The sequence below is a fragment of the Psychroflexus lacisalsi genome, assembly GCF_020164495.1.
Classification (GTDB): Bacteria; Bacteroidota; Bacteroidia; order Flavobacteriales; family Flavobacteriaceae; genus Psychroflexus; species Psychroflexus lacisalsi.
This window is the reverse complement of sequence record NZ_JAIQYZ010000004.1, coordinates 1-18897: the sequence shown is the minus strand read 5'-3', so window position 1 is coordinate 18897 and position 18897 is coordinate 1. Positions and strand designations below refer to the sequence as shown.

The 18897-nt window shown below is 30.2% G+C and carries 22 protein-coding genes; 3 read left to right on the top strand and 19 right to left on the bottom strand.

From position 1 onward, the window contains the following. Positions 1 to 131: 131 nt before the first annotated feature. From LB449_RS10870 to LB449_RS10825, 10 genes are all read right to left on the bottom strand, one after another. On the bottom strand, positions 132 to 2495 hold the full coding sequence (locus tag LB449_RS10870; protein WP_224455139.1) for a carboxypeptidase-like regulatory domain-containing protein: 2364 nt from the start codon (positions 2493 to 2495) through the stop codon (positions 132 to 134). 10 nt (positions 2496 to 2505) lie between these two features. After that, positions 2506 to 2982, bottom strand: coding sequence for an HTTM domain-containing protein (locus tag LB449_RS10865; protein ID WP_224455138.1), 477 nt, complete (start codon positions 2980 to 2982; stop codon positions 2506 to 2508). Positions 2983 to 3003: 21 nt separating this feature from the next. Continuing rightward, entirely contained in the window at positions 3004 to 3366 is a 363-nt protein-coding gene (locus LB449_RS10860) for a hypothetical protein (protein WP_224455137.1), read from the bottom strand. Positions 3367 to 3373: 7 nt separating this feature from the next. Continuing rightward, complete coding sequence (locus tag LB449_RS10855) at positions 3374 to 3916, bottom strand: hypothetical protein (RefSeq protein WP_224455136.1); 543 nt, start codon at positions 3914 to 3916, stop codon at positions 3374 to 3376. Between the two features lie 33 nt (positions 3917 to 3949). After that, complete coding sequence (locus tag LB449_RS10850; RefSeq protein ID WP_224455135.1) at positions 3950 to 4747, bottom strand: GLPGLI family protein; 798 nt, start codon at positions 4745 to 4747, stop codon at positions 3950 to 3952. A 72-nt stretch (positions 4748 to 4819) separates the two neighbouring features. Further along, positions 4820 to 5056, bottom strand: a complete 237-nt coding sequence (locus LB449_RS10845; protein WP_224455134.1) for a hypothetical protein — start codon at positions 5054 to 5056, stop codon at positions 4820 to 4822. A 316-nt stretch (positions 5057 to 5372) separates the two neighbouring features. Then, a complete protein-coding gene (locus tag LB449_RS10840; protein WP_224455133.1) occupies positions 5373 to 6314 on the bottom strand; it encodes an aminoglycoside 6-adenylyltransferase in 942 nt (313 codons plus the stop codon). Further along, positions 6307 to 6960: an HAD family hydrolase gene (locus LB449_RS10835; RefSeq protein WP_224455132.1), complete on the bottom strand. Its 654-nt coding sequence runs from the start codon at positions 6958 to 6960 to the stop codon at positions 6307 to 6309. The genes LB449_RS10840 and LB449_RS10835 overlap by 8 nt, the downstream gene beginning before the upstream one ends. A gap of 9 nt (positions 6961 to 6969) precedes the next feature. Continuing rightward, on the bottom strand, positions 6970 to 7734 hold the full coding sequence (locus tag LB449_RS10830; protein ID WP_224455131.1) for a hypothetical protein: 765 nt from the start codon (positions 7732 to 7734) through the stop codon (positions 6970 to 6972). A gap of 122 nt (positions 7735 to 7856) precedes the next feature. Further along, on the bottom strand, positions 7857 to 8732 hold the full coding sequence (locus LB449_RS10825; RefSeq protein ID WP_224455130.1) for a hypothetical protein: 876 nt from the start codon (positions 8730 to 8732) through the stop codon (positions 7857 to 7859). Between the two features lie 885 nt (positions 8733 to 9617). On the opposite strand from LB449_RS10825, the gene LB449_RS10820 reads away from it, so the two are divergent. Genes LB449_RS10820 through LB449_RS10810 form a run of 3 tightly spaced genes read left to right on the top strand, consistent with a single transcriptional unit; the run spans position 9618 to position 10455 of the window. Then, entirely contained in the window at positions 9618 to 9803 is a 186-nt protein-coding gene (locus LB449_RS10820; RefSeq protein ID WP_262901862.1) for a phage integrase SAM-like domain-containing protein, read from the top strand. Further along, positions 9800 to 10042, top strand: a complete 243-nt coding sequence (locus LB449_RS10815; RefSeq protein WP_224455129.1) for a hypothetical protein — start codon at positions 9800 to 9802, stop codon at positions 10040 to 10042. Before LB449_RS10820 ends, LB449_RS10815 begins: the two co-directional genes overlap by 4 nt. Then, a complete protein-coding gene (locus LB449_RS10810) occupies positions 9955 to 10455 on the top strand; it encodes a site-specific integrase (protein ID WP_224455273.1) in 501 nt (166 codons plus the stop codon). Before LB449_RS10815 ends, LB449_RS10810 begins: the two co-directional genes overlap by 88 nt. Positions 10456 to 10507: 52 nt before the next feature. Here LB449_RS10810 and LB449_RS10805 read toward each other — a convergent pair whose 3' ends face one another. The 9 genes from LB449_RS10805 to LB449_RS10765 form a co-directional block, all read right to left on the bottom strand. Then, on the bottom strand, positions 10508 to 13189 hold the full coding sequence (locus LB449_RS10805; protein WP_224455128.1) for a peptidase associated domain and porin domain-containing protein: 2682 nt from the start codon (positions 13187 to 13189) through the stop codon (positions 10508 to 10510). Between the two features lie 23 nt (positions 13190 to 13212). Then, complete coding sequence (locus LB449_RS10800) at positions 13213 to 13926, bottom strand: GLPGLI family protein (protein WP_224455127.1); 714 nt, start codon at positions 13924 to 13926, stop codon at positions 13213 to 13215. A 76-nt stretch (positions 13927 to 14002) separates the two neighbouring features. Then, the gene (locus tag LB449_RS10795; RefSeq protein ID WP_224455126.1) at positions 14003 to 14683 is read right to left on the bottom strand and encodes a GLPGLI family protein; all 681 of its coding nucleotides are present in this window, start codon (positions 14681 to 14683) and stop codon (positions 14003 to 14005) included. A gap of 22 nt (positions 14684 to 14705) precedes the next feature. Beyond that, on the bottom strand, positions 14706 to 15449 hold the full coding sequence (locus LB449_RS10790) for a GLPGLI family protein (protein ID WP_224455125.1): 744 nt from the start codon (positions 15447 to 15449) through the stop codon (positions 14706 to 14708). Between the two features lie 5 nt (positions 15450 to 15454). Beyond that, positions 15455 to 16123, bottom strand: a complete 669-nt coding sequence (locus LB449_RS10785; RefSeq protein ID WP_224455124.1) for a GLPGLI family protein — start codon at positions 16121 to 16123, stop codon at positions 15455 to 15457. A 606-nt stretch (positions 16124 to 16729) separates the two neighbouring features. Continuing rightward, on the bottom strand, positions 16730 to 17002 hold the full coding sequence (locus tag LB449_RS10780) for a hypothetical protein (RefSeq protein ID WP_224455123.1): 273 nt from the start codon (positions 17000 to 17002) through the stop codon (positions 16730 to 16732). A 98-nt stretch (positions 17003 to 17100) separates the two neighbouring features. Beyond that, a complete protein-coding gene (locus LB449_RS10775) occupies positions 17101 to 17811 on the bottom strand; it encodes a GLPGLI family protein (protein WP_003436455.1) in 711 nt (236 codons plus the stop codon). A gap of 6 nt (positions 17812 to 17817) precedes the next feature. Continuing rightward, complete coding sequence (locus LB449_RS10770; protein ID WP_224455122.1) at positions 17818 to 18048, bottom strand: hypothetical protein; 231 nt, start codon at positions 18046 to 18048, stop codon at positions 17818 to 17820. Positions 18049 to 18267: 219 nt separating this feature from the next. Then, positions 18268 to 18897, bottom strand: a 630-nt coding sequence (locus LB449_RS10765; RefSeq protein WP_224455121.1) for a GLPGLI family protein, incomplete at its 5' end; no start/stop codon positions are given.

The following is an 18897-nucleotide window of genomic DNA, read 5'->3' as shown; positions in this document are numbered from 1 at the left end:
TTGCGTAAGAATATTTCCATTAGATTGAGTATTTGCAAAATTAAAGTCGTTAAAATCGAAAAGCGTTAATAAAGAACGACCAGATAAAGAAAATGAAAGCTTATCTGATTGTCTATACTTTATACTTAAATTTACATCTGGAACGTCAAATTTATTGCCGTTAATATTGTAAAACTGATATATAAAGTCAAATTCCCAGTCGATTTTTTTTCTGTGCCTTCCACTGTGAAAGTATTCGTCAAGACGGATTGCGAATTGATTTCTTCTCCATTTATAAAAAAAGCATAGTCATTCCTTTTTAATTGATTTGAAGCTTCTCTAATCAAAAATCCTCTTGGTCTAAAGGTTAAATTAAATGCTGGCTGTAAAGTAAGACTTGTAGCATCAACTTCTTCTTGATTGCTAATGGTAGGATAATCGTCATTTCTTATATAAAAACTTGCTCCAAAGTAAATAAGATGATAAGAAGGTGAAAAATAAAAGCCCTTTCGGCCACTCATATCAATCAAATGTGTAGTTCTATCTGGAAATATCTGATTAGCATAAAAAAAGATGTTACTTGACACAGAATCCAATACAGATTGTAAAATATTTTTATCTTTTATAAATTCATACTTGAGGTTAATCTGCTTATTTCTCGAAACATTATTATTATTCCATTCTAACGAGGTTAAATTTGTTGTCGTATAGTCTTCAGCATTAATACCATCGTTTATGACCCTAATATTAAATCCTCTCACAATTGTGTCGTAAAGCGAATTAAGATCATAGAAACGATAATTTCGTTTCCAACTTAAGATCAAGTTATTTTGAGTTTCGAAATTATAGGTTAATTTATTTAAACTTTTAATTTCTTCACGAATTCCTTTTTCATCAGTATAAATCAATGCAGGAGACCCAGAAAAGCTATAATCCAAATTCTTATAGGAACCGCTTATACTAATTGGAGTTTCTATAGTCGTTATACTTCTGGTTAAATTGTCTTCCGTCAAAAAATCATTTTCAAACATTAGCTCACCTTCTTCTTGATTGTGCGATAGTCCTAAACCAATATTGAGATAAACGGGGTTAAGGTCGTATTTAAATTTACTTAGGGCAGCCACATAATTTTTCGAAAAATCTTCAACCTGTTTTATCTCAGATAAGGGAATATCATTTTGTTGAGTTTCAAAATCTCTTTTATCACCTTCGTAATAATAATTGAGCTCGAAGTCAATAGCTTTTTTTTCAGATATTAGTTTTGTAATTTTAAGTTCATTTGATATTGCTAAGCTTTTTGGACTATTTTCAGTTAATAAATTGAAACCTGTAGGATTAGGAGAAAAAACAGTGTCCAAGTTTTGAGTTAGGTCATCATACCAAAGCAACAAAGTAGATAATTTATTTTCAAAAACTGAATTTTCAGATAACTTAGCATTAAAATTTGTAGTAGCTGAAATAAAATTTCCATTTTGTACATTATTTGTTAGACTAGACTCTATAAGGTTTTCACCTAAAAATGTTTGGCGGCTTACGTCTCTCTCTATCTGAGTATTACCAAAATAAAGCACCAAACCGCTCTTATTTTTTTCTGCCTCTTTTCTTAACGTAAGACTGGTATTGCTCACGAAATTTTTTCTAGTTTGAAAATCTTCAATAAAAAAAGGCTGTAAATAATTTCTTAAAGCATTCGTTGAATAATCAACAATTGGTGCTGAAATGTCTTTTTGACTAAATACAATCTCACCAGTATTTGTTGTATTGGATGTTATAAATGCATTTAATTTGTCCGAAAATAAAAATCCTTTGCCCGTAAAATTATATTTATCGTCATAACCAAGACCAAATTCTACTTCAGCTTTTAAAATACCTTTAAATTCATCTTTTGTTTCTACATTAATAACAGGATCTCTAATAGGATTAAAATCTATTGCAAATCTATCTTTATAATTATCTATGACCTGGACACTTTTCATTATTCTATAATCCAGATTGTCAAGAGCAATTTTGTTTTGTCTGAGGAATACCTCTTTTCCGTTTATAAGTATTTTATTTATTTGTTTACCTCTATACATTATTCCACCATCCCTGCTAATGATAATACCATCTGTTTTATTTAGCATGTCTCTCAATGTTTTGTCATCTGTAAGATTCATATCATGAATACCTAGATTAAGTGTGTCTCCTTTTGGTCGAGCCTTAATAACAATCTCATCCAAAGACGTCACACTGTCTTCTAAGATGATTTCAACATATTTTGTTTCTTTTATATTTAATCTAAGTGATTGTTCCTGGAAGCCTATAGAAGAGACATTTATCATGATAGCCTCGAGCCCTTCAGGAATCATTACACTAAATTCTCCCTCTTCATTACTGTAACCAAAGGTGATAGGCTGAGAATTTTCAGTTTTACTAACTATTACATTAACATATGGTATAGGCTGGTTATTACTAGATTTTATATGCCCCGAAATTTTAACTTCCTGACTAAATAGAGAAGAAAAAATTAGCAACATAAAAATAAGACTATACTGTTTTAACATCTATGTATTTTTTTTGTGAAAATGAGTCAAGATTACCAAAAGCAGCTATATTCCACATAATCATTATTGTGGAAAATGCATATAAATCCAACATCACTGCGATAGAAAGATGCATAATGATAATTGATGTAAGAATATATTTTCTAGTTACTTTTTTATAGACTAAAAAAGGATAAGAAAATTCAATTAATACAGTTCCAACACCTATAATTACTAAAATAAATGAAGGCATATGATAAAATGAATTATCTACTGAAGCCAAAGCTCTCCATAGAGAATCGCCATTCCACCAACCGCTATCTAAACCTTTCGCAATACCTGAAAAAAAATAAACGGTAGACAAATGTATCTGTAGAACCTTCCTGTAGCGTAAATTTGTTTTCGCTTTACCTTTAAAAATCTTTTTATCTAAAGAGTAATAATTTCCAACAGGAAATACTAAGCAATAGAAAAGGGACATAGTTAAAAAAAAATCATACCCTTAATTAAAAGGCGAAAAACTTTTAAAAATAATCAATTGAAGGATGAGGGCTATAAAAGCTGAATAACGTGTAAATAATCCTACTAAAAGAAAAAGCAAACTTAGTATATAAAGAAATATAGCATATGAATAGAAATAATTAGTTAGATTATAAGAGTCCAAAAACTGATAAAACGGATATAAATATTTAAAATATCCTGATTGTAGATACATTAAATCTTGTGGAACAATAGTGGAATTATCAGAAAAAAGCAAGGACAAATCACCAGCTAAAGATGCTATCTCTATCAGAGCAATTATACTTACCATTAGCCTGAAAAAAATCAAAAACTTTTTTTCACTACCATCTTTTTCAAATTTCATTATTAAACTATTGTAGATAAAAGAAATTTTCTTGAATAACATATAATTCTGGTTTTGTTCTGAGTTTCTGTTCCTCAGTGTTCTTAGGCACAATAGTTATTAGTTCAATTTTATAAGAAGTACAGCCTGGAATAGACTTTGCAAATTCTTTTCCTTGCCATTTGAAAAGTTTATTAATATAATCTTTTCTATAATTTAAAGCTTTTAATTGATTTGCATTCAAGCTTTCAAGACGAGAAATTCCATTAGAAGTTTTTAAATTAAAATATCTGTCTTGATTTAAAATTTTATCGGAGGAGTCATAACATGTACAGCGCAAATATTTTTCTGTAGCAGTTTTTATTCCATAAAAGCCATAGCCTGTATTAATACCCGAAATCAAATAATATGGTTCTGTAAAGTTGTTTTGTCTAAAAACGTTCAATATTGGGATATCAATTTTTTTATTATAATGAATATCAAAATACATATCTACTGTCGTCCAGAATGCTTGAAAAAAAATAAGCAGTAAGTGTACACTGAATAATAAAATCAAAATTTTCTTTTTCATAGTGATATTCATATTCATGTAAATTATATCTCACTAATTTTTTCTATAGGACTTACCATGAGTATATTCATATAGGCTTCTTGCTAAATCACCCTTTTTTAGAATCAAAATTGGCTCTTCGGAAAAATTTTTACCATTTTCTTTTTTTTCAGAAAAAAATGCTTTTTTAATATTATATAACTTTTTAAATGTTTCTACACTTTTAATATATTCAACTTCAATTAATTGAATCGTACGGAAAAAATCTTCTACACTAACGATAAGACCAGGTAAACCTTGATATATACCAGGCCCATTAGACACAGGAATTTCCTTGGTATACCAAACTGAAAGCATAGGATAATTTTTGGAAATGGCTCTGTAACATTTGAGTCCACTTATGTTTTTTTCTTCATCGGTAAGCTCCCACTTTAAATCTCCAACTTTGCCTTCCGTAAAAAAGGTTTGGTTCATAATCCATTCATGCTTGAATGTCTTTTCTTTCGGTGTTTTAATTGAAAATAGAACTGTATCTACTGGTGAAGCTGTGGTGCTTGAAATTTCCCAACCTCTTACTTTTTTCTGTTCAGTAGAATCCAAAACATATAATGAAGACCGATCTTCCAAGTTGATATATAAGCTGTAATAATCAGTAATTCCTTGCATTAAACTATATACAGATGCTTTTGATGAGGATTCCATCATATCATCTTTAGACATATTATATTGGCTTATTGGCGAACTTGCGTATGTAATTTTTACAATAGGCGTTTCTATTTGTTGTGCATTACTTATAGCGTATGAGAATAAGATAAGCGTAAAAATATAACCACAATTAAAAAAGTGAATCATTTATGTAAGTTTAAATAAAAAGCATTATCCTCAAATTTATTTTCAAGAATAATGCTTTAATGAAGTTGGACATTAATAAGAATTGAGCACATTAAGCTGAGCTGTTTCCAACTCAACTGGATCTGATGTTGATTTAGTCCAACATTCTGTGGCATCTCTATAAGTTCTACTAAAATTATCGCAACCCTCTGATGATGAAGAATTAGTTACAAAATTAGTATTCATGTCATTGCTTTTTTCTACAGGAGCAAATGCAAGAGATGCGAATCCAATGGCTACTGCTGAAAATGTGAAAATTACTTTTTTCATAATTTTTAAATTTTATGCTGTTTTCACAGCGATTAAACTTCTTTTAAAATGCTGAGATAATATTACTTTTTCAATCTCAGTGATTAAACCTACTCTTTACTGGATTTTCGGTATCTTCTAATGTTAAATAAAAGTATGGAGATAAAGATTATATCACACTAGCCTTAAGTGTAGTTCTTATTATTATTGCTAACTTTTTAAGTTAATTGACAATAACTTAGATTCAATAATGTAAGATTTAAAAGGGATTGATTAAGTTTATTTTTTGACAGAATTAATTTGAGCGAAGTTTGAATTATATTAAAATCAAGAAAGTTTAGTCGGACTTTTTTATATCTCCAAAAATACTATTCACATGTTCTTCTGTAAAATCTTTAACCTCGATATAAAAATTAATGTTGTAACCTATTTTTATTGATACTACAGTAGCAATCTCAGTATATAAATTAAATGTATTGAATAGTGCATTTTTACTACTTTCAAAATCTAAATAGCCATAAATTCCTGCCATCTTTTTTAAAATTTTTTCATCACACCAATATTCTAATTTTTTCCCATTATGATATGTATCTAATCCCATACCTTTTTCCAATTTCATATACCATTCTATTAGCTCTCTAAGTTTTGCTTTGGAAAAGTATTCTGCACATTCTTTTGAAGCATAAAGCTCACCCCTTACTATTCTTATAGATTCTCTAATTATTTGATGGAAAAAATAATTGTAGTTTTCCTCAAACATACTGTGTGTAACCTTAAATGAACCCTTGGGAAATGATTTAGAAATAAATTCAATACTTCTTGAAATATTCTTTTTGTCAACAATATATTTCATTCCGTTAGAAGTATACTCATTAAAAATTTGAATATTATTTTCAATTTCATCTTTAAGATTATTTGATAAAATTTTATAAAAAAAAGTCTTTGAAATTTTACAGTAAATAAAAGCCTTTAAAATCTCGTTATATTTTACAGGTGTCAGATCAAGCTCTATGCCATTTGAAAAAACAATTCTCTTCATAGGCATTCCTCCAGAAAAATTTATCTGGGTATAACAAATTTTAAAAGGATTAATTTCGTTCACCCACTCTTTTTCAAACAAAAATGTTGATACATTATTACAGAATACGATAACATCAATATCTGAATACTTATCATTATCATTATTAATTAGTGAACCTATATGTAAAATACAATTGACGTTAGAATTTTGTAAACCCCATTCTTTAATAGCATTTACTATCTCGTTCTTACTACTCATATGCATTATTTAAAAATAAAATCTCTTCTAAAGAACTTATATTGAAGTTTGCTAAACTATCTTCAACTAAAGTATTTCTATCAATTAAAACAGTTGTAAAACTTAATTTGTTTCCAGCTTTAATCTCAGAGTTTACATTATCTCCGATTACGATAAAACTATCTGGCTTTATATTATATTTTTTAAAAATTTTATTAAAAAAAAATAACTTCCCAAGTTTGAATTTTTCAATTGAGTCATTTACAAATATCTCTTTGAAATAAGATTCAATACCAAGTGATTGAACCTTACTTTTTTGTAATTTTTCATATCCAGTAGTAACAAGATATTTATCTTCATTTAATTCTTTTATTATCTCAGCGTCTTTATAAAGCTTAAGTTTATGAGTAACCTCCAATTCTTTATAAGCACGATGTAATCCATTAATAAAAACATTAGGAAGATTATATTTGTCTATTAATTCAACAAATGAATTTTTCCAACAGTCATTATAAATAACTTCTATCATACTTTTTTCAAAGTACCTTTCTGAATAATTTATTTCTTTAAGTTTATTTAATAAAGGCAACCCAACATCTTTACGAATGGTAGCTGTTGGAAATAAAGTATCGTCTAAATCGAAAATGTAAACGTTGTCTTTGGACATAAATATAGCTTATTTAAATAATGGGCTATGAAACCATAATAACCAATCTGAAGGATGTTTTTTTATATTGTATTTCAAGTTCTCATAATAATCGGATAAATCATTAATTTCTCGGATAACAAACCTAAACTTGAATCCTTCCTTATTTAAAGAAGTAAAAAAAATCCGCTGAGTTTGATTTATTTGTATCATATTCTTAAGACCAGAATTAGAAAAGCATGTAAGATTGTTAACTTGAAATTTAACATCCTTTTTTTTACATTGAAATCTTACATCACCAAACATTAAAGTATAGTTTGCATTTTCTAAATGTTTTTTAAAAATGCTTTTATAATCCTTATCGCTTATGTTTACTGAATAATGATATGAGTAAAAAAGCTTTTTCTTAAGTTTTGATATATAATTAGAAAATATTTTTTCCTCTTTTAATGCAAAAGTTGTTAAAATTTTAATGTTATTAGTTTTACCCCAAGTTGATAAGAGCTTCATTAATATGAATTGATAATTATGACTCGAAGCAAATAGTATTTTATGGTTAGAATATTTTATTTTCGTGAGTAATTCCTGACTTTCACTATCAATAATTAATAACTTTTCTACCTCAAGCTCTTTCATATAAGGAATTCTTATCGTTAAAAAAAGATGATAATACAGGTTAGTTAGATATCGTTCAAAGATTTTATTTACACATCTAGAATTATTGAACACTAAATGAATTCTATTTTTTATCTCTATTGCACTTTTAATATCTAAAATTGCAATTAATTTAGCCATGAAATGAGAAAGCTTGTTAAGATTTTTGATTGATGAGTATTTCACAAAATATTTAAATGGTGTCAATAAAGAAATAAAAAAAATAATCTTCCCGTAAAAAGTATATCGTCTGTACGAATTTATCATTCAAGGTATATTTTATTAAATTTTTCAATTAAACTAGAAGAAACTTGCTTATCACGTCTTGACATGATGATTTCTACCTCCTGAATAAATTTATCTAAATCATGTTTATTATTTTGAAAGTGCTTGTTATAAAAAGAAGGATAAAAGCCTTTAGCTACAGGTAAGTCTAAAATCGTAGATGCGAAACCGAATATAGTCCCAGGGTATATCAAAACTCCTCCACCAATTTTAACAAAATCATCAGTTTTGCAACCGAATTTGATTCTACCAGTATCGATATTGGAATTACCATTAGAAACACTTATGTTGGAATAATCAATGTTTAAATCAGCAGTTTTACTATAACCTGCAATATTATTCCAATCACCAATAAAAGAATGTAATAAAGAAGATTCATGATTTTTATTTGAGAAATTTCCAATATAACAATTTTCCATTTCCCCAGAAATTTTACAAACTTTTCCAATATAACATCCTCCGTAAATACGAGCATCTTTTATTATTGTATTTTTACCAATATAGCATGGCCCTTTTATAAATGAAAAAGGATATATAATAACATCAGAGTCTATCACAATTTCTCCTTCAGAGGTATCAAACATAACACCATTATGTATGAGTGGCGAATCATCAAAAAATAATATTTTATCTTTTGATCCAATGATGTTGTCGTTATGTATTTTATCGTTTTGTTTTTTTAAAACTCTATTATTTATTAAGAACTTTGCGTCAACCTTTATTTGTTCACCTAGAGAATGGACGAAATCCCAAGGATATACAATTTCTTTTATATCTAGATCAAAGCATTCTCGCTCGAAATTTGAAAGAATACCAAATGGTATGGAGTTGAAATCTGATTGATAAAATTTCATAAAAATTAGTTAGTTTAAAATATCAGTTTGAATTCTAACAAACCAATTTTTTTATTAAATCAGTCTCCAAATTAAAAATTTTGACACAAAATTAAATTAAACCTAAGTGTAGTTTATTTACTACATTATAATTTTAGTATATTTGATAATATCAAAGATGATTAAATTTTATTGATTTAGTTGTTCTTTTTAAAGTAGTGAAGGATTCGGTGAATACATCCAGAATTTAAAGTACGAGGTCTCAATATTATGGGGATCAGTGAGTTACAAAAAGCTCCTGCCACCCCGACAACAACAGATTATGTTTTAACATAATTAAAAGGGTAATTATATGATTTTCATGTAGTTACCCTTTATTTTTTCCTCAAAACTTAACAAACAGTATCAAATTTAACGTGAGTTCATCGTGAGTTCGCTTGGAATTTGTGAGTTAATCATGAGTTATTTTTTTGTACTTTTAAAGCTCCGTTACTTTACACAAACGTACCGGTAGTTTGACTTTCGCCTTAATTAATTGTTTCATTTAAACAAAAAAGCTATGCGTACTAGTCAAACCTTTTCTATTTCTTTTATCATTCGTAAAAAGAAAAAAACCTGAATTAGCCCTCCTCTATGCCCGAATTACCTTAAATGGTAAATCCCTTGAAATTAGCTTAACATGTAGATAGGTGGAATCCATCTGCTAGTAAGCTTATAGGCAGCAATTCTGAGAGCCGACAGATCAATAAAAAAATTGATGAAACTAAGACACAGCTTTACTAAGCCTATGATGTTCTCCTAAAGGAAGAACTCCTGGCCACAACAGAATCGATTAAAGCTAGATTTCTTGGAAGCGACCAGAAACATTACACGCTTATCTAACTGATTAATTATCACAAAGAGAAAATGGACAAGGTTTTAAAGTATGGAACGATGAAAAACTATACGACTACAGAAAGCTATTTGAAAGATTATTTGAAAGCTCAGCAACATACTTCAGATGTCTACCTTAAACAAATTGATTACGAATTTACCTTAGGATTCGAAAGCTATTTGAGAGCATTGCCTAGTCTTAATAATAATGTTTCATGAAACATATGGAACGGTTCAAAAAACTGATGCGTCTGGCTGAAGATTTAAATTGGATTGAAAAGAACCCTACCAAAAGATTTAAACTTCGCTTTGATCACGTAGACATGGTCTATTTGTCCAAAGCTCAATTACAAAAAATTAAAGAAATGAAATTAAAAGATCGACTCACGAAACCAATCGCGACTTTTTTGTATTCAGTTGTTATACGGGTTTACCTTATGGTGATGTCAAAGAGTTGAAGAAAAAACATATTCAAATTGGTATGGATGGTAAAAAATGGATTCACACTAGAAGGATGAAGACCAATACTGCTCTGAGAATTCCATTGTTGGAAGAAGCTGAACGTATTATTGAAAAATATAGAAACCATCCAAAGGTATGTTATAATGATATTTTACTCCCAGTGTACTCTAACCAAAAAACAAATCAGTATTTAAGAGAAATAACCAAAATTTTAAAAATTAATAAAAAACTAAGTTTCCATGCAGCTAGACATACATTAGCCACTACAGTAACTTTAGCTAATGGTGTTCCCATAGAAACGGTATCTAAACTTCTTAGCCATACAAAATTGTCAACCACACAAATTTATGCCAGGGTGATTGATTCTAAAATTTCGAATGATATGGATATTTTGAGAAGTAAATTATAGATCATCTCATTTCGTTCTGTGGAATTCATAAATCAATTCGGGTTTAAATCAATTACAGCTTATAAATCACCTTAAACATCACAATCCGAGGCTGTACAAAAATCCGCTGGTCTGAGACGATAAATTCACTGACTGTGTTTTGACGTTTAAAGTTGATGTCAAACAAGTTGGTAGCGCTTAACTCAAACCCCAAAGCTGAATCTTCTTTTCCGTAGAATAAAGAAGCATCTGCCAGTTCAAATCTATTGACGTCTCCTGTGGTTTGATTTTCAAAATAATTGTAATCGTAATTGAACTTAAAAATAAAATCTTCCCAATCATATTCCAAATAGGCAAAGGGAGACAAAGTGGTAAACTTGTTGTCGATGGCATCTGAGTTGAGTCTGGAAAAACTTTGCCTCACGCCCGTTTCCAGATTTGGCCAATCGTCATAACGTGTGGTTATTTTTGCATTATAGCCAAAATTAATACTTTCATAATCCAACACCTCATCGTTGATGATCCTGGAGTAGTCCGATAGGCTTGCATTGCCTCCTAGAGTAAACGTATAATTAGGAATACGTTTATTGATAGTTCCATTAAAGTTATAGGTATTTTCAGGTAAATCTGTAAAAATACTGGTGCTTATTTGGTCGATACCTTCAATCTGAGTCTGATTTCTAATGCTGCTTTCTCGATGCGTATAAGACAATCTAGCATTATAAAACAAACCCTTGAACATATTAAACTGACTATAAAGTAAACTCGCCGTTTGGTAAATTTGATTTTGTAAATTCTCGTTTCCTCGTCTAATCTGATTAAAACTTTGCAGGCTCAATCTGTTGGCATAATTTGAAGAATTTCCAAAGTTGGTATACCGGTTATAATTAAACCTTAGTTTTTCAGAGGTTTTGAATTCGTACTCCGCGTAAAACTCGGGAAGTAAAACAGCGGTTTGGTCATTGACCAATTCATCACCAAACTGTGATACATTCCAGTTGAAATTCTTGACGACCAAACCTGGCCTTAAAACCAATTCTCCAATTTGAGTTTTATACTGAAACCCTAGCGACGCATTAAAGAGCTCAAAATCCATCCGATTATTAAATCCTGCTGACTCAAAACTAGTGGTGCTACCATCGTTTAAGATTTGCTCGTCCAGCGTATTCAAGTTGAAGGTAAAGTAATCCACACCTGCCACAGGATAGATGTGATGAAAATCGGCTAGCACCCAATAATGCTTAGCATTAAGGCTCAAATTGGTAAATTGCTTCTGGTTAAGCTGATTTAACCTGAACTCATCTCCTTCATCTACCAATGGAATTAACTCAGTAAACAAGGGCTGATTGAAATCCCAAAGCCTGTCTGTCGTTTGGTCTTCACTTTTTATTTTAGCTTCGAGCTTTAAGGTATGTTTATATGAAAACTGCTTATTGAGATTAAAAGTTTGGAGGAATTCAAAATTCTCGGGTTGGGTGTTTGTATTGACAAATCGGTTCGTGTTGCCTACTTCAGAATTAAGAAGAGATTGCGCCTCCGCCGTGTTGTATTTAAAATTGGTGTTGGCCCGCAAGTCGGTATCATCGTTATTGTCGTACCTCAACTTGATCTTACTAATGCTAAAAAGCAAGTCATTTTGATTGGATTGCTCACGGGATTCATCCGGAGCTTCTGTCGTTTGGTAAGTAAAATCTTCAAGCGTTTGGGTTCTCAGTTTACTTTTATTAAAAATGCTATACGCATCCAAACTGAAGTTACCTCCAAGCTCTTGAGAAAGACTCGCCGCGCCAAAATCGTTTTTATTGAAAACGAAATCATCTTGTCTTAAGAACTGTGAAAAATCATCCGAATATAATCTAGAATAGGCCCCTTGATCTTCCAAGGCTAAGGCCATACCGCCTTCAAAATCTAAGTAATCCTGAATGGTAAATGACTTTTGGCCAGTGTTATTAAAATCCCCAATGGCATTTACAGCCGTCTTGGGACTGTAATAAAACAATTTAGGATGCACCAAATACCGATCTTCTACTCCTGCGCCAGTTTCTATATCGCCAAAGATAAATTTCTTTTTCCCATCTTTCAGTTTGATGTTTAACGCCATCTTATCGCTTTCTTCCAAACCTTTAAGAAAAGCGACTTCGCTATAATTATCCAGTGCTTCTACCTCATCTACGGCATCGGCGGGAATGTTGTTTACCCCCAGTTTTTCATCTCCCGTAAAGAAGGCTTTACCATCTACCATAAGTTTTGTCACTTCCTTACCGTTAACAGTCACATTACCTTCCCGATCTACTTCCAAGCCCGGCAGTTTTTTAAGTACATCTCTTAGCTTTCTTTCCTCGCCTGTTTTAAACTGGTTGGTCCTGTAAGTAATGGTATCTTCTTTTACAATCACCGCCATTTGTTGCTCAATAAGGATTTCTTCAAGACTTTCAGTAGATTCCACCATGATATAGTCCTTGGTAAGGTCTTGAGAAAGTTGAAGTGTATCCATGATTTTCTTAAACCCCAGATGCGTTACTTCTATAAGATAAGACTGGTTGCTTTCCAGCTTCAGCCTATATTCTCCTTTGGAACTGCTAATGCTAAATTTAATCTGTGCATTAGTTTCTAGTAATGGCGTAGCGATCACGTTGGTATTGACTAGGGGATTTTGAAGACTATCGGTAATAAAGCCGTCGAGTTGGATGGATTGGGCAGATGAAAGGGCTATTGTAAATAAGAGGATGGAAAGTGTCGCTAGCAATTTTGTCATAAAAGCTTGAAGATTTTTTTAAATTAATTATTAATAGATTCTCTAAAGTTACCAACTTTACGATCGATAACTAAATAAAACTGTTCGGAAGAAAGGGCTTCATCAGACTTAGGCTCTTCGATTTTTATAGTTTCATCTTTAATTTGTTCTAAAGTATAAATTGTATTTTGAAGTCTTAGTTGTATAACCAGACCAGGTAAACCAACAGCACCCATTGGCCCATGTGAAATAGAAATATCTGGACAAAACCAAGCTTCAATTTCCTTTTCTTTTACACCCTTAGACCCAATAAATTTTCGTGTAGTTACAGCTTTTATAACTTCGTAACCACCTATAGTTTTCTTTTCATTTTTAATTTCCCAATTAGGTAATTCATCAAATTTTACAGAGAAAGCTTTATTCATAAACTTAGTATCCAATTGCAAATAAGATTTTTCAGAATCGTAAAACCAGTTGTCATTTGCATAACTCATGGCTTTAGCAATACTTACAACTTGTATATTCTTTGATTCATTTACAAGATTCTCTGATTTTTCAAAAAAAGATTCATTACCATTTACGATAAGTTTAAATTTAAATTTTATAAGTTCATTTTCAACATTCCTCATCAATTCTTTTACATCACCAATTTTGATTGATTTGTAATCAATATTAGCAGAAGCTTTATAAATGTAAGTTTGCTGAGCAATAGAAAGATTATAAACCAGAAGTGATAGAAGAAAATATTTATAAAACATAATATTGAATTGAGAACAAATATAACTAAACTGTTAGTTTTATAATGATTCACTTAAAAAAAAGTTATCGATAAGGCTATTGACTTAAAAACTCCTTTTTAGATATACTTTTATTAACTTCAGGTAATTTAATGTTATAATTTTTGTTACTTAAATTCACTTTTGTTGCATAAAATTTTATTCCACGTTCCTCAATTTCTAAAATAAGTCCAGGAAGACCAACAAACTCTTTTGGTCCAAAATTGAAAGGTAAATCTTTCGCAAACCATGCTATAACTTCAATACTATCTCCATTATCCAGTTCCTTTTTACTAACGGCTTTAAAACATCGATAACCTAATATCTTTTTTTCTTGGTTTTTTAATTCCCATTGAGAAAAACTAGACCTGATTATATAGTCATTATTCCATGCCTTTATTTTTCTTAGTCTCAATTCTTTAGTGCTCTCTGTAAAAAATTCCCCGTCAGCATCTGAAAAGCCTGCAACATCTTTATAGTCAATAGTATTATCTACAGACATTTTCTTCTTTATTTTAAATACTGATTTGTTATCATTGAATATTAACTCATAAGTTGCATAAGGCATTTGTTTTTTCATTTTATAAACAGTATTCAACATCATTTGCTTAACATTATCATTTTTGGTTTTAGCTGTATCAATCACTTGAGAAACAATTTTAGATTTAAATTCGATGTAGCCAGAAGTTTGAGCTTTTGTACTAAAACTTGTGAATAGAATTATCAGCAAATACTTCATTGTCTATTTTTTTTAAATCAACTTACCCGCCAAACATATTGGACATTGCTTTATTCATTTGTTGGGCAGCTTCTTGTTCTGATATAGCCTTATCTAGATCTGGAAAATCTATAGTCTTGTTTTTATTCTCCTTCAATTTTATGCTTTCAACCGTATAATTCTTGCCCTGTGTACTCAACTCCAAAACTAATCCTGGCAGACCGCCATAATTCTCTGGACCAAAAGAAAAAGGTATTTCAGTAGTGAACCAGGCTGTAATATGCTGTTCTTTGGTTTTTAGTTTTCCAGATTCTCGGTCAACGCTATAAAACATCTGGGTTGCCTCTGCTTTTCTACTTGAGTAGCCGTTTATAACTTTAGTTTCTTTAGAAATTATCCAATCAATGGGTGCTTTATTTACTAACATTTCTTTACCACCAACATCGCTTTTTACATAACGCTCACTGGAAGCCAAATGATAATAATGCTCTCTTTTTGACGTAGACATTCCTGCCATAGGATTATCTTCTTTAGTCATACTTGGATTGGTATTAAATACGGATTGACTATTATTAAATTCCAAGGTATACCTTAAGCGTTTTGTCCTTGCTTTGATTTTATTAATCATAAAGGAGTATCGCTTATACTTTTGGGGGTCTGTCTTTTTCATTTCCTCAAGACCTTCTGGAGGCATAGGCTCATTTTTATAGGTAATCTCACCACTTTGAGCATAAGTGATTTGAAAACATAAAATGGACACAATAATAATTGGAATTAGTTTTTTCATAATAATCAGTTTTTAACTGCACTACGCATTAATTTATAATATTCTGCTTCATTAATTTCTTCCCCTTTTTTTGGTTTAGAAATAACTTGTTTTGAATCTAAATCGATTTCTTCAGCATAAAAATGATAACCACCTTGGTGAGCTTCGAGTATTAAACCTGGCAAACCATTTATTCCTTTAGGACCGTGAGTCACATTGATATCTCTTGTATACCAAGCTTCAATTGTTTGGTCTGATGTTATAGAATCATTATAAACTTTCGCTCCAAGAGCCCTATGACACGTGTAACCTAAAATTTCTTTGGATTCACTTGTTAATTCCCATTTAATGGGATCTAATTGAACATTATAGTCTTTAAAGCGTCTGTTTGTATAAAAATAATTCGATTGGGGTCCATTATAAAAGATGCCTTCAGTTTGTTTCGTTTTTAACAGTTGTTTGTTTTCATCCCCTTGAATAGAAGGCTTGAAAATAGATTTTTCATAGGTAAATTTTAATATGTAATCAATTTGACCCATCATTTCTTTTTCATATTCAGCCATTTGTTCAAACTTTTGGAACTTCGAAGGATCATTTTCTTTCATTGTTTTAAAGTAAAATGATAATGAAGCTTCGTTAGTATATGTAACATTACCATATTGTGAATAGATTTGAAGTGATATAAATAAGACCATCCCATTAAGGACAGTCTTATTGGTTGAAATAAACTTAAACATTAATTACAAAATGTTCTAGCATAATCAAATGCATGCCCACCAGCAGTTATGCCATTATAACCATCCATAAATTCACCATAGGCTATTGCTTCATCTAGGCAAGAATTATATTCTAAAATTTCTGATTGATTCGTAAAACTACTTAAACTTAAGGTCATCGCTCCTAAAGCGATAATTGAAAAAACTTTTTCATGATATTTATTTTAATAAATGTTGTAAAAATTCGATTGTCATAAATCGACTCTCAGCTCAAAGGCTGTAATCATCTTCATGAAAAATCCGTATCATTGCTTCGCATGCGAGATATGCATTTTCATGTCTTAAATCTGTGGAGCGCTTTTCATCCCGAAAAGCGCTTCCTTTTTTTTCTAATTAGAAGAACTCTATCATAGTTTTTATTATTTGCTATAAACCTAAAAAAAAAAAAACGGTTTTGTAAAAATACAATTGTTAATATTTTAATTAATAGCAATATTTACGGTTTAACCGTAACGAATCACACTATTTATGAAGTTTTATTCATAATTCCATAAAAGGCAATAATAATGAACTTAATTGAAATGTTCACTGGATTTCTTTTTTTCGCATCCTTAAGTACCTCACTTTTATAAGATAGGGCAGATTGCTTTCCAGCTTAAGCCTATATTCTCCCTTGGAACTGCTAATGCTAAATTTAATCTGTGCATTAACTTCTTGTAATGGCGTAGCAATCACGTTGGTATTGACTAGGGGATTTTGAAGACTATCGGTAATAAAGCCGTCGAGTTGGATGGATTGGGCAGATGTTACACCTATGAATAGTATAAAGATGAGTAATGAAGGAAAAAGTTTTGGCATAAATAGATAACAAATAGAATCTTATGAATAAAAGTCTTAAAATTTTCTAATCAATCTTAATATTTAACTCATCAAGCTCAAATAAATTGAAATTAATTTCAATTATTGAACTCTGAGTTTCTACTTAGTTTTTTAAAATTTGTTTCACTTATTATTTCACCTTCCTGTGGCTCTTCAATTTGTAAAAGATTATCCAAAACTTTAATTTTTTCAGCTTTTAGAATATAACCATAATCCCAGTTAACATTTAATTCAATAATCAAACCGGGAAGTCCACGATATCCAAGTGGACCAAATGGATAATTTAAATCTGTGGCAAACCAAGCAATGATTTCTCTATTTTGAGCTTTGTTATTTTCATTACCGACATTAAATTCTAAAGTTGCCTTTCGGCATTGGTAGCCAGATATTGATTTTTTTTCATTAGAAATATTCCATTGTAACTGATGAAAATCACTAATGATTTTATAAAGTTTACCAAAAGCATTTGTCTGTTCTATAAAGATGTTTTGTTTAACATCAGAAAAAAACACACCTTTAGAATTTGCTAAACTTAACATCATTATTAAAATTCGTTGAGATTGGCCATCATTAGATACCTTTTCTTCTAATTTATATAATGACTCATTAGGTGTAGCTTTTAAAATGAAATCAAGCTTAGGAAGCTGACGTTTAGATTTTGACAAAATTTCTCCCATTAAATTGCCCGGAATTTCTTTCTTGAAATTCGATTGATACTTATAAATCACTTCAATGTTTTCCTGTGCAAAACATTGAAGTGAAAAAAGTAAAATAAATATAATTTTCATTATACGCTATCTAGCAAGCATTAAGAGAGAATAATCTCTTCCGTTAATACAAGCATCATAAACAAAATCTGTAACGTCATAAACGGTACCTTCATCAAATCCTAAATTTTGAGCATCTGTCCCTGCATTCCATGCTTCAGCAGCACAGTCTCTAAATTCAAGACTCCTAGAGTGTGTAAAACTACTTAAACTTAAAGTCATCGTTCCTAAAGCGATAATTGAAAATACTTTTTTCATGATATTTGTTTTTAATAAATGTTGTAAAAATTCGATTGTTATAAATCGACTCTCAGCATAAAAGCAGCACACATCATCATGAAAAATCCGTATTATTGCTTTGCATGCGAGATATGAATTTTCATGTCTTAAATCTGTGGAGTGCTTTTCATCCCGAAAGGCGCTTCCTTTTTTAAAATCTAAAAGAACACTTTCATTTTTGAAATACTGCGCTTCTATTTAATTTACTGCGCTTCTATTTAATTTTTCATAATCTTGAAGTTTAATAGTTTCACCTTCCACTGGCGCATTAATTTCTAAATTATATACAAATTCTATCTTAGACATTTCGAATTTATAAGAATAATCCCAATTTACATTCAGTTCCAAGATTAAACCTGGTAAACCTCTAAAGCCAATAGGCCCAAACGGATAGTTGATTTCAGGAGTAAACCAAGCTACAATTTCTCTATTTTGATTATTATTTTTTTTGTTCCCAACATTATAATTTAAAGTTGCTTTTTTACACTTAAAACCTGAAATTTTCTTGTATTCGTTAATTATTTTCCAGTCAAAAGTTTCAAAATCACTTATTATTTTATAAAGTTTACCAAACGCATTCTTTTGTTCAATAAACTTATTATTAGATACATCCGAATAAAAAATACCATTAGAATTTGCTGTTCTAAGAATCATTTCTTTAAATTCTTGTGGGTATGCATCATTATCTAATTCTTTTTTTGAATAATAGATAGATTCATTCATATCTGCTAATAACTTAAAATCATAATTCGGAAGAATTTTCTTCGCAGCTTTTAAAAATTTACCATAAAGAATTTGTTCAGGAATTTCTTTTTTAAAATTAGACTC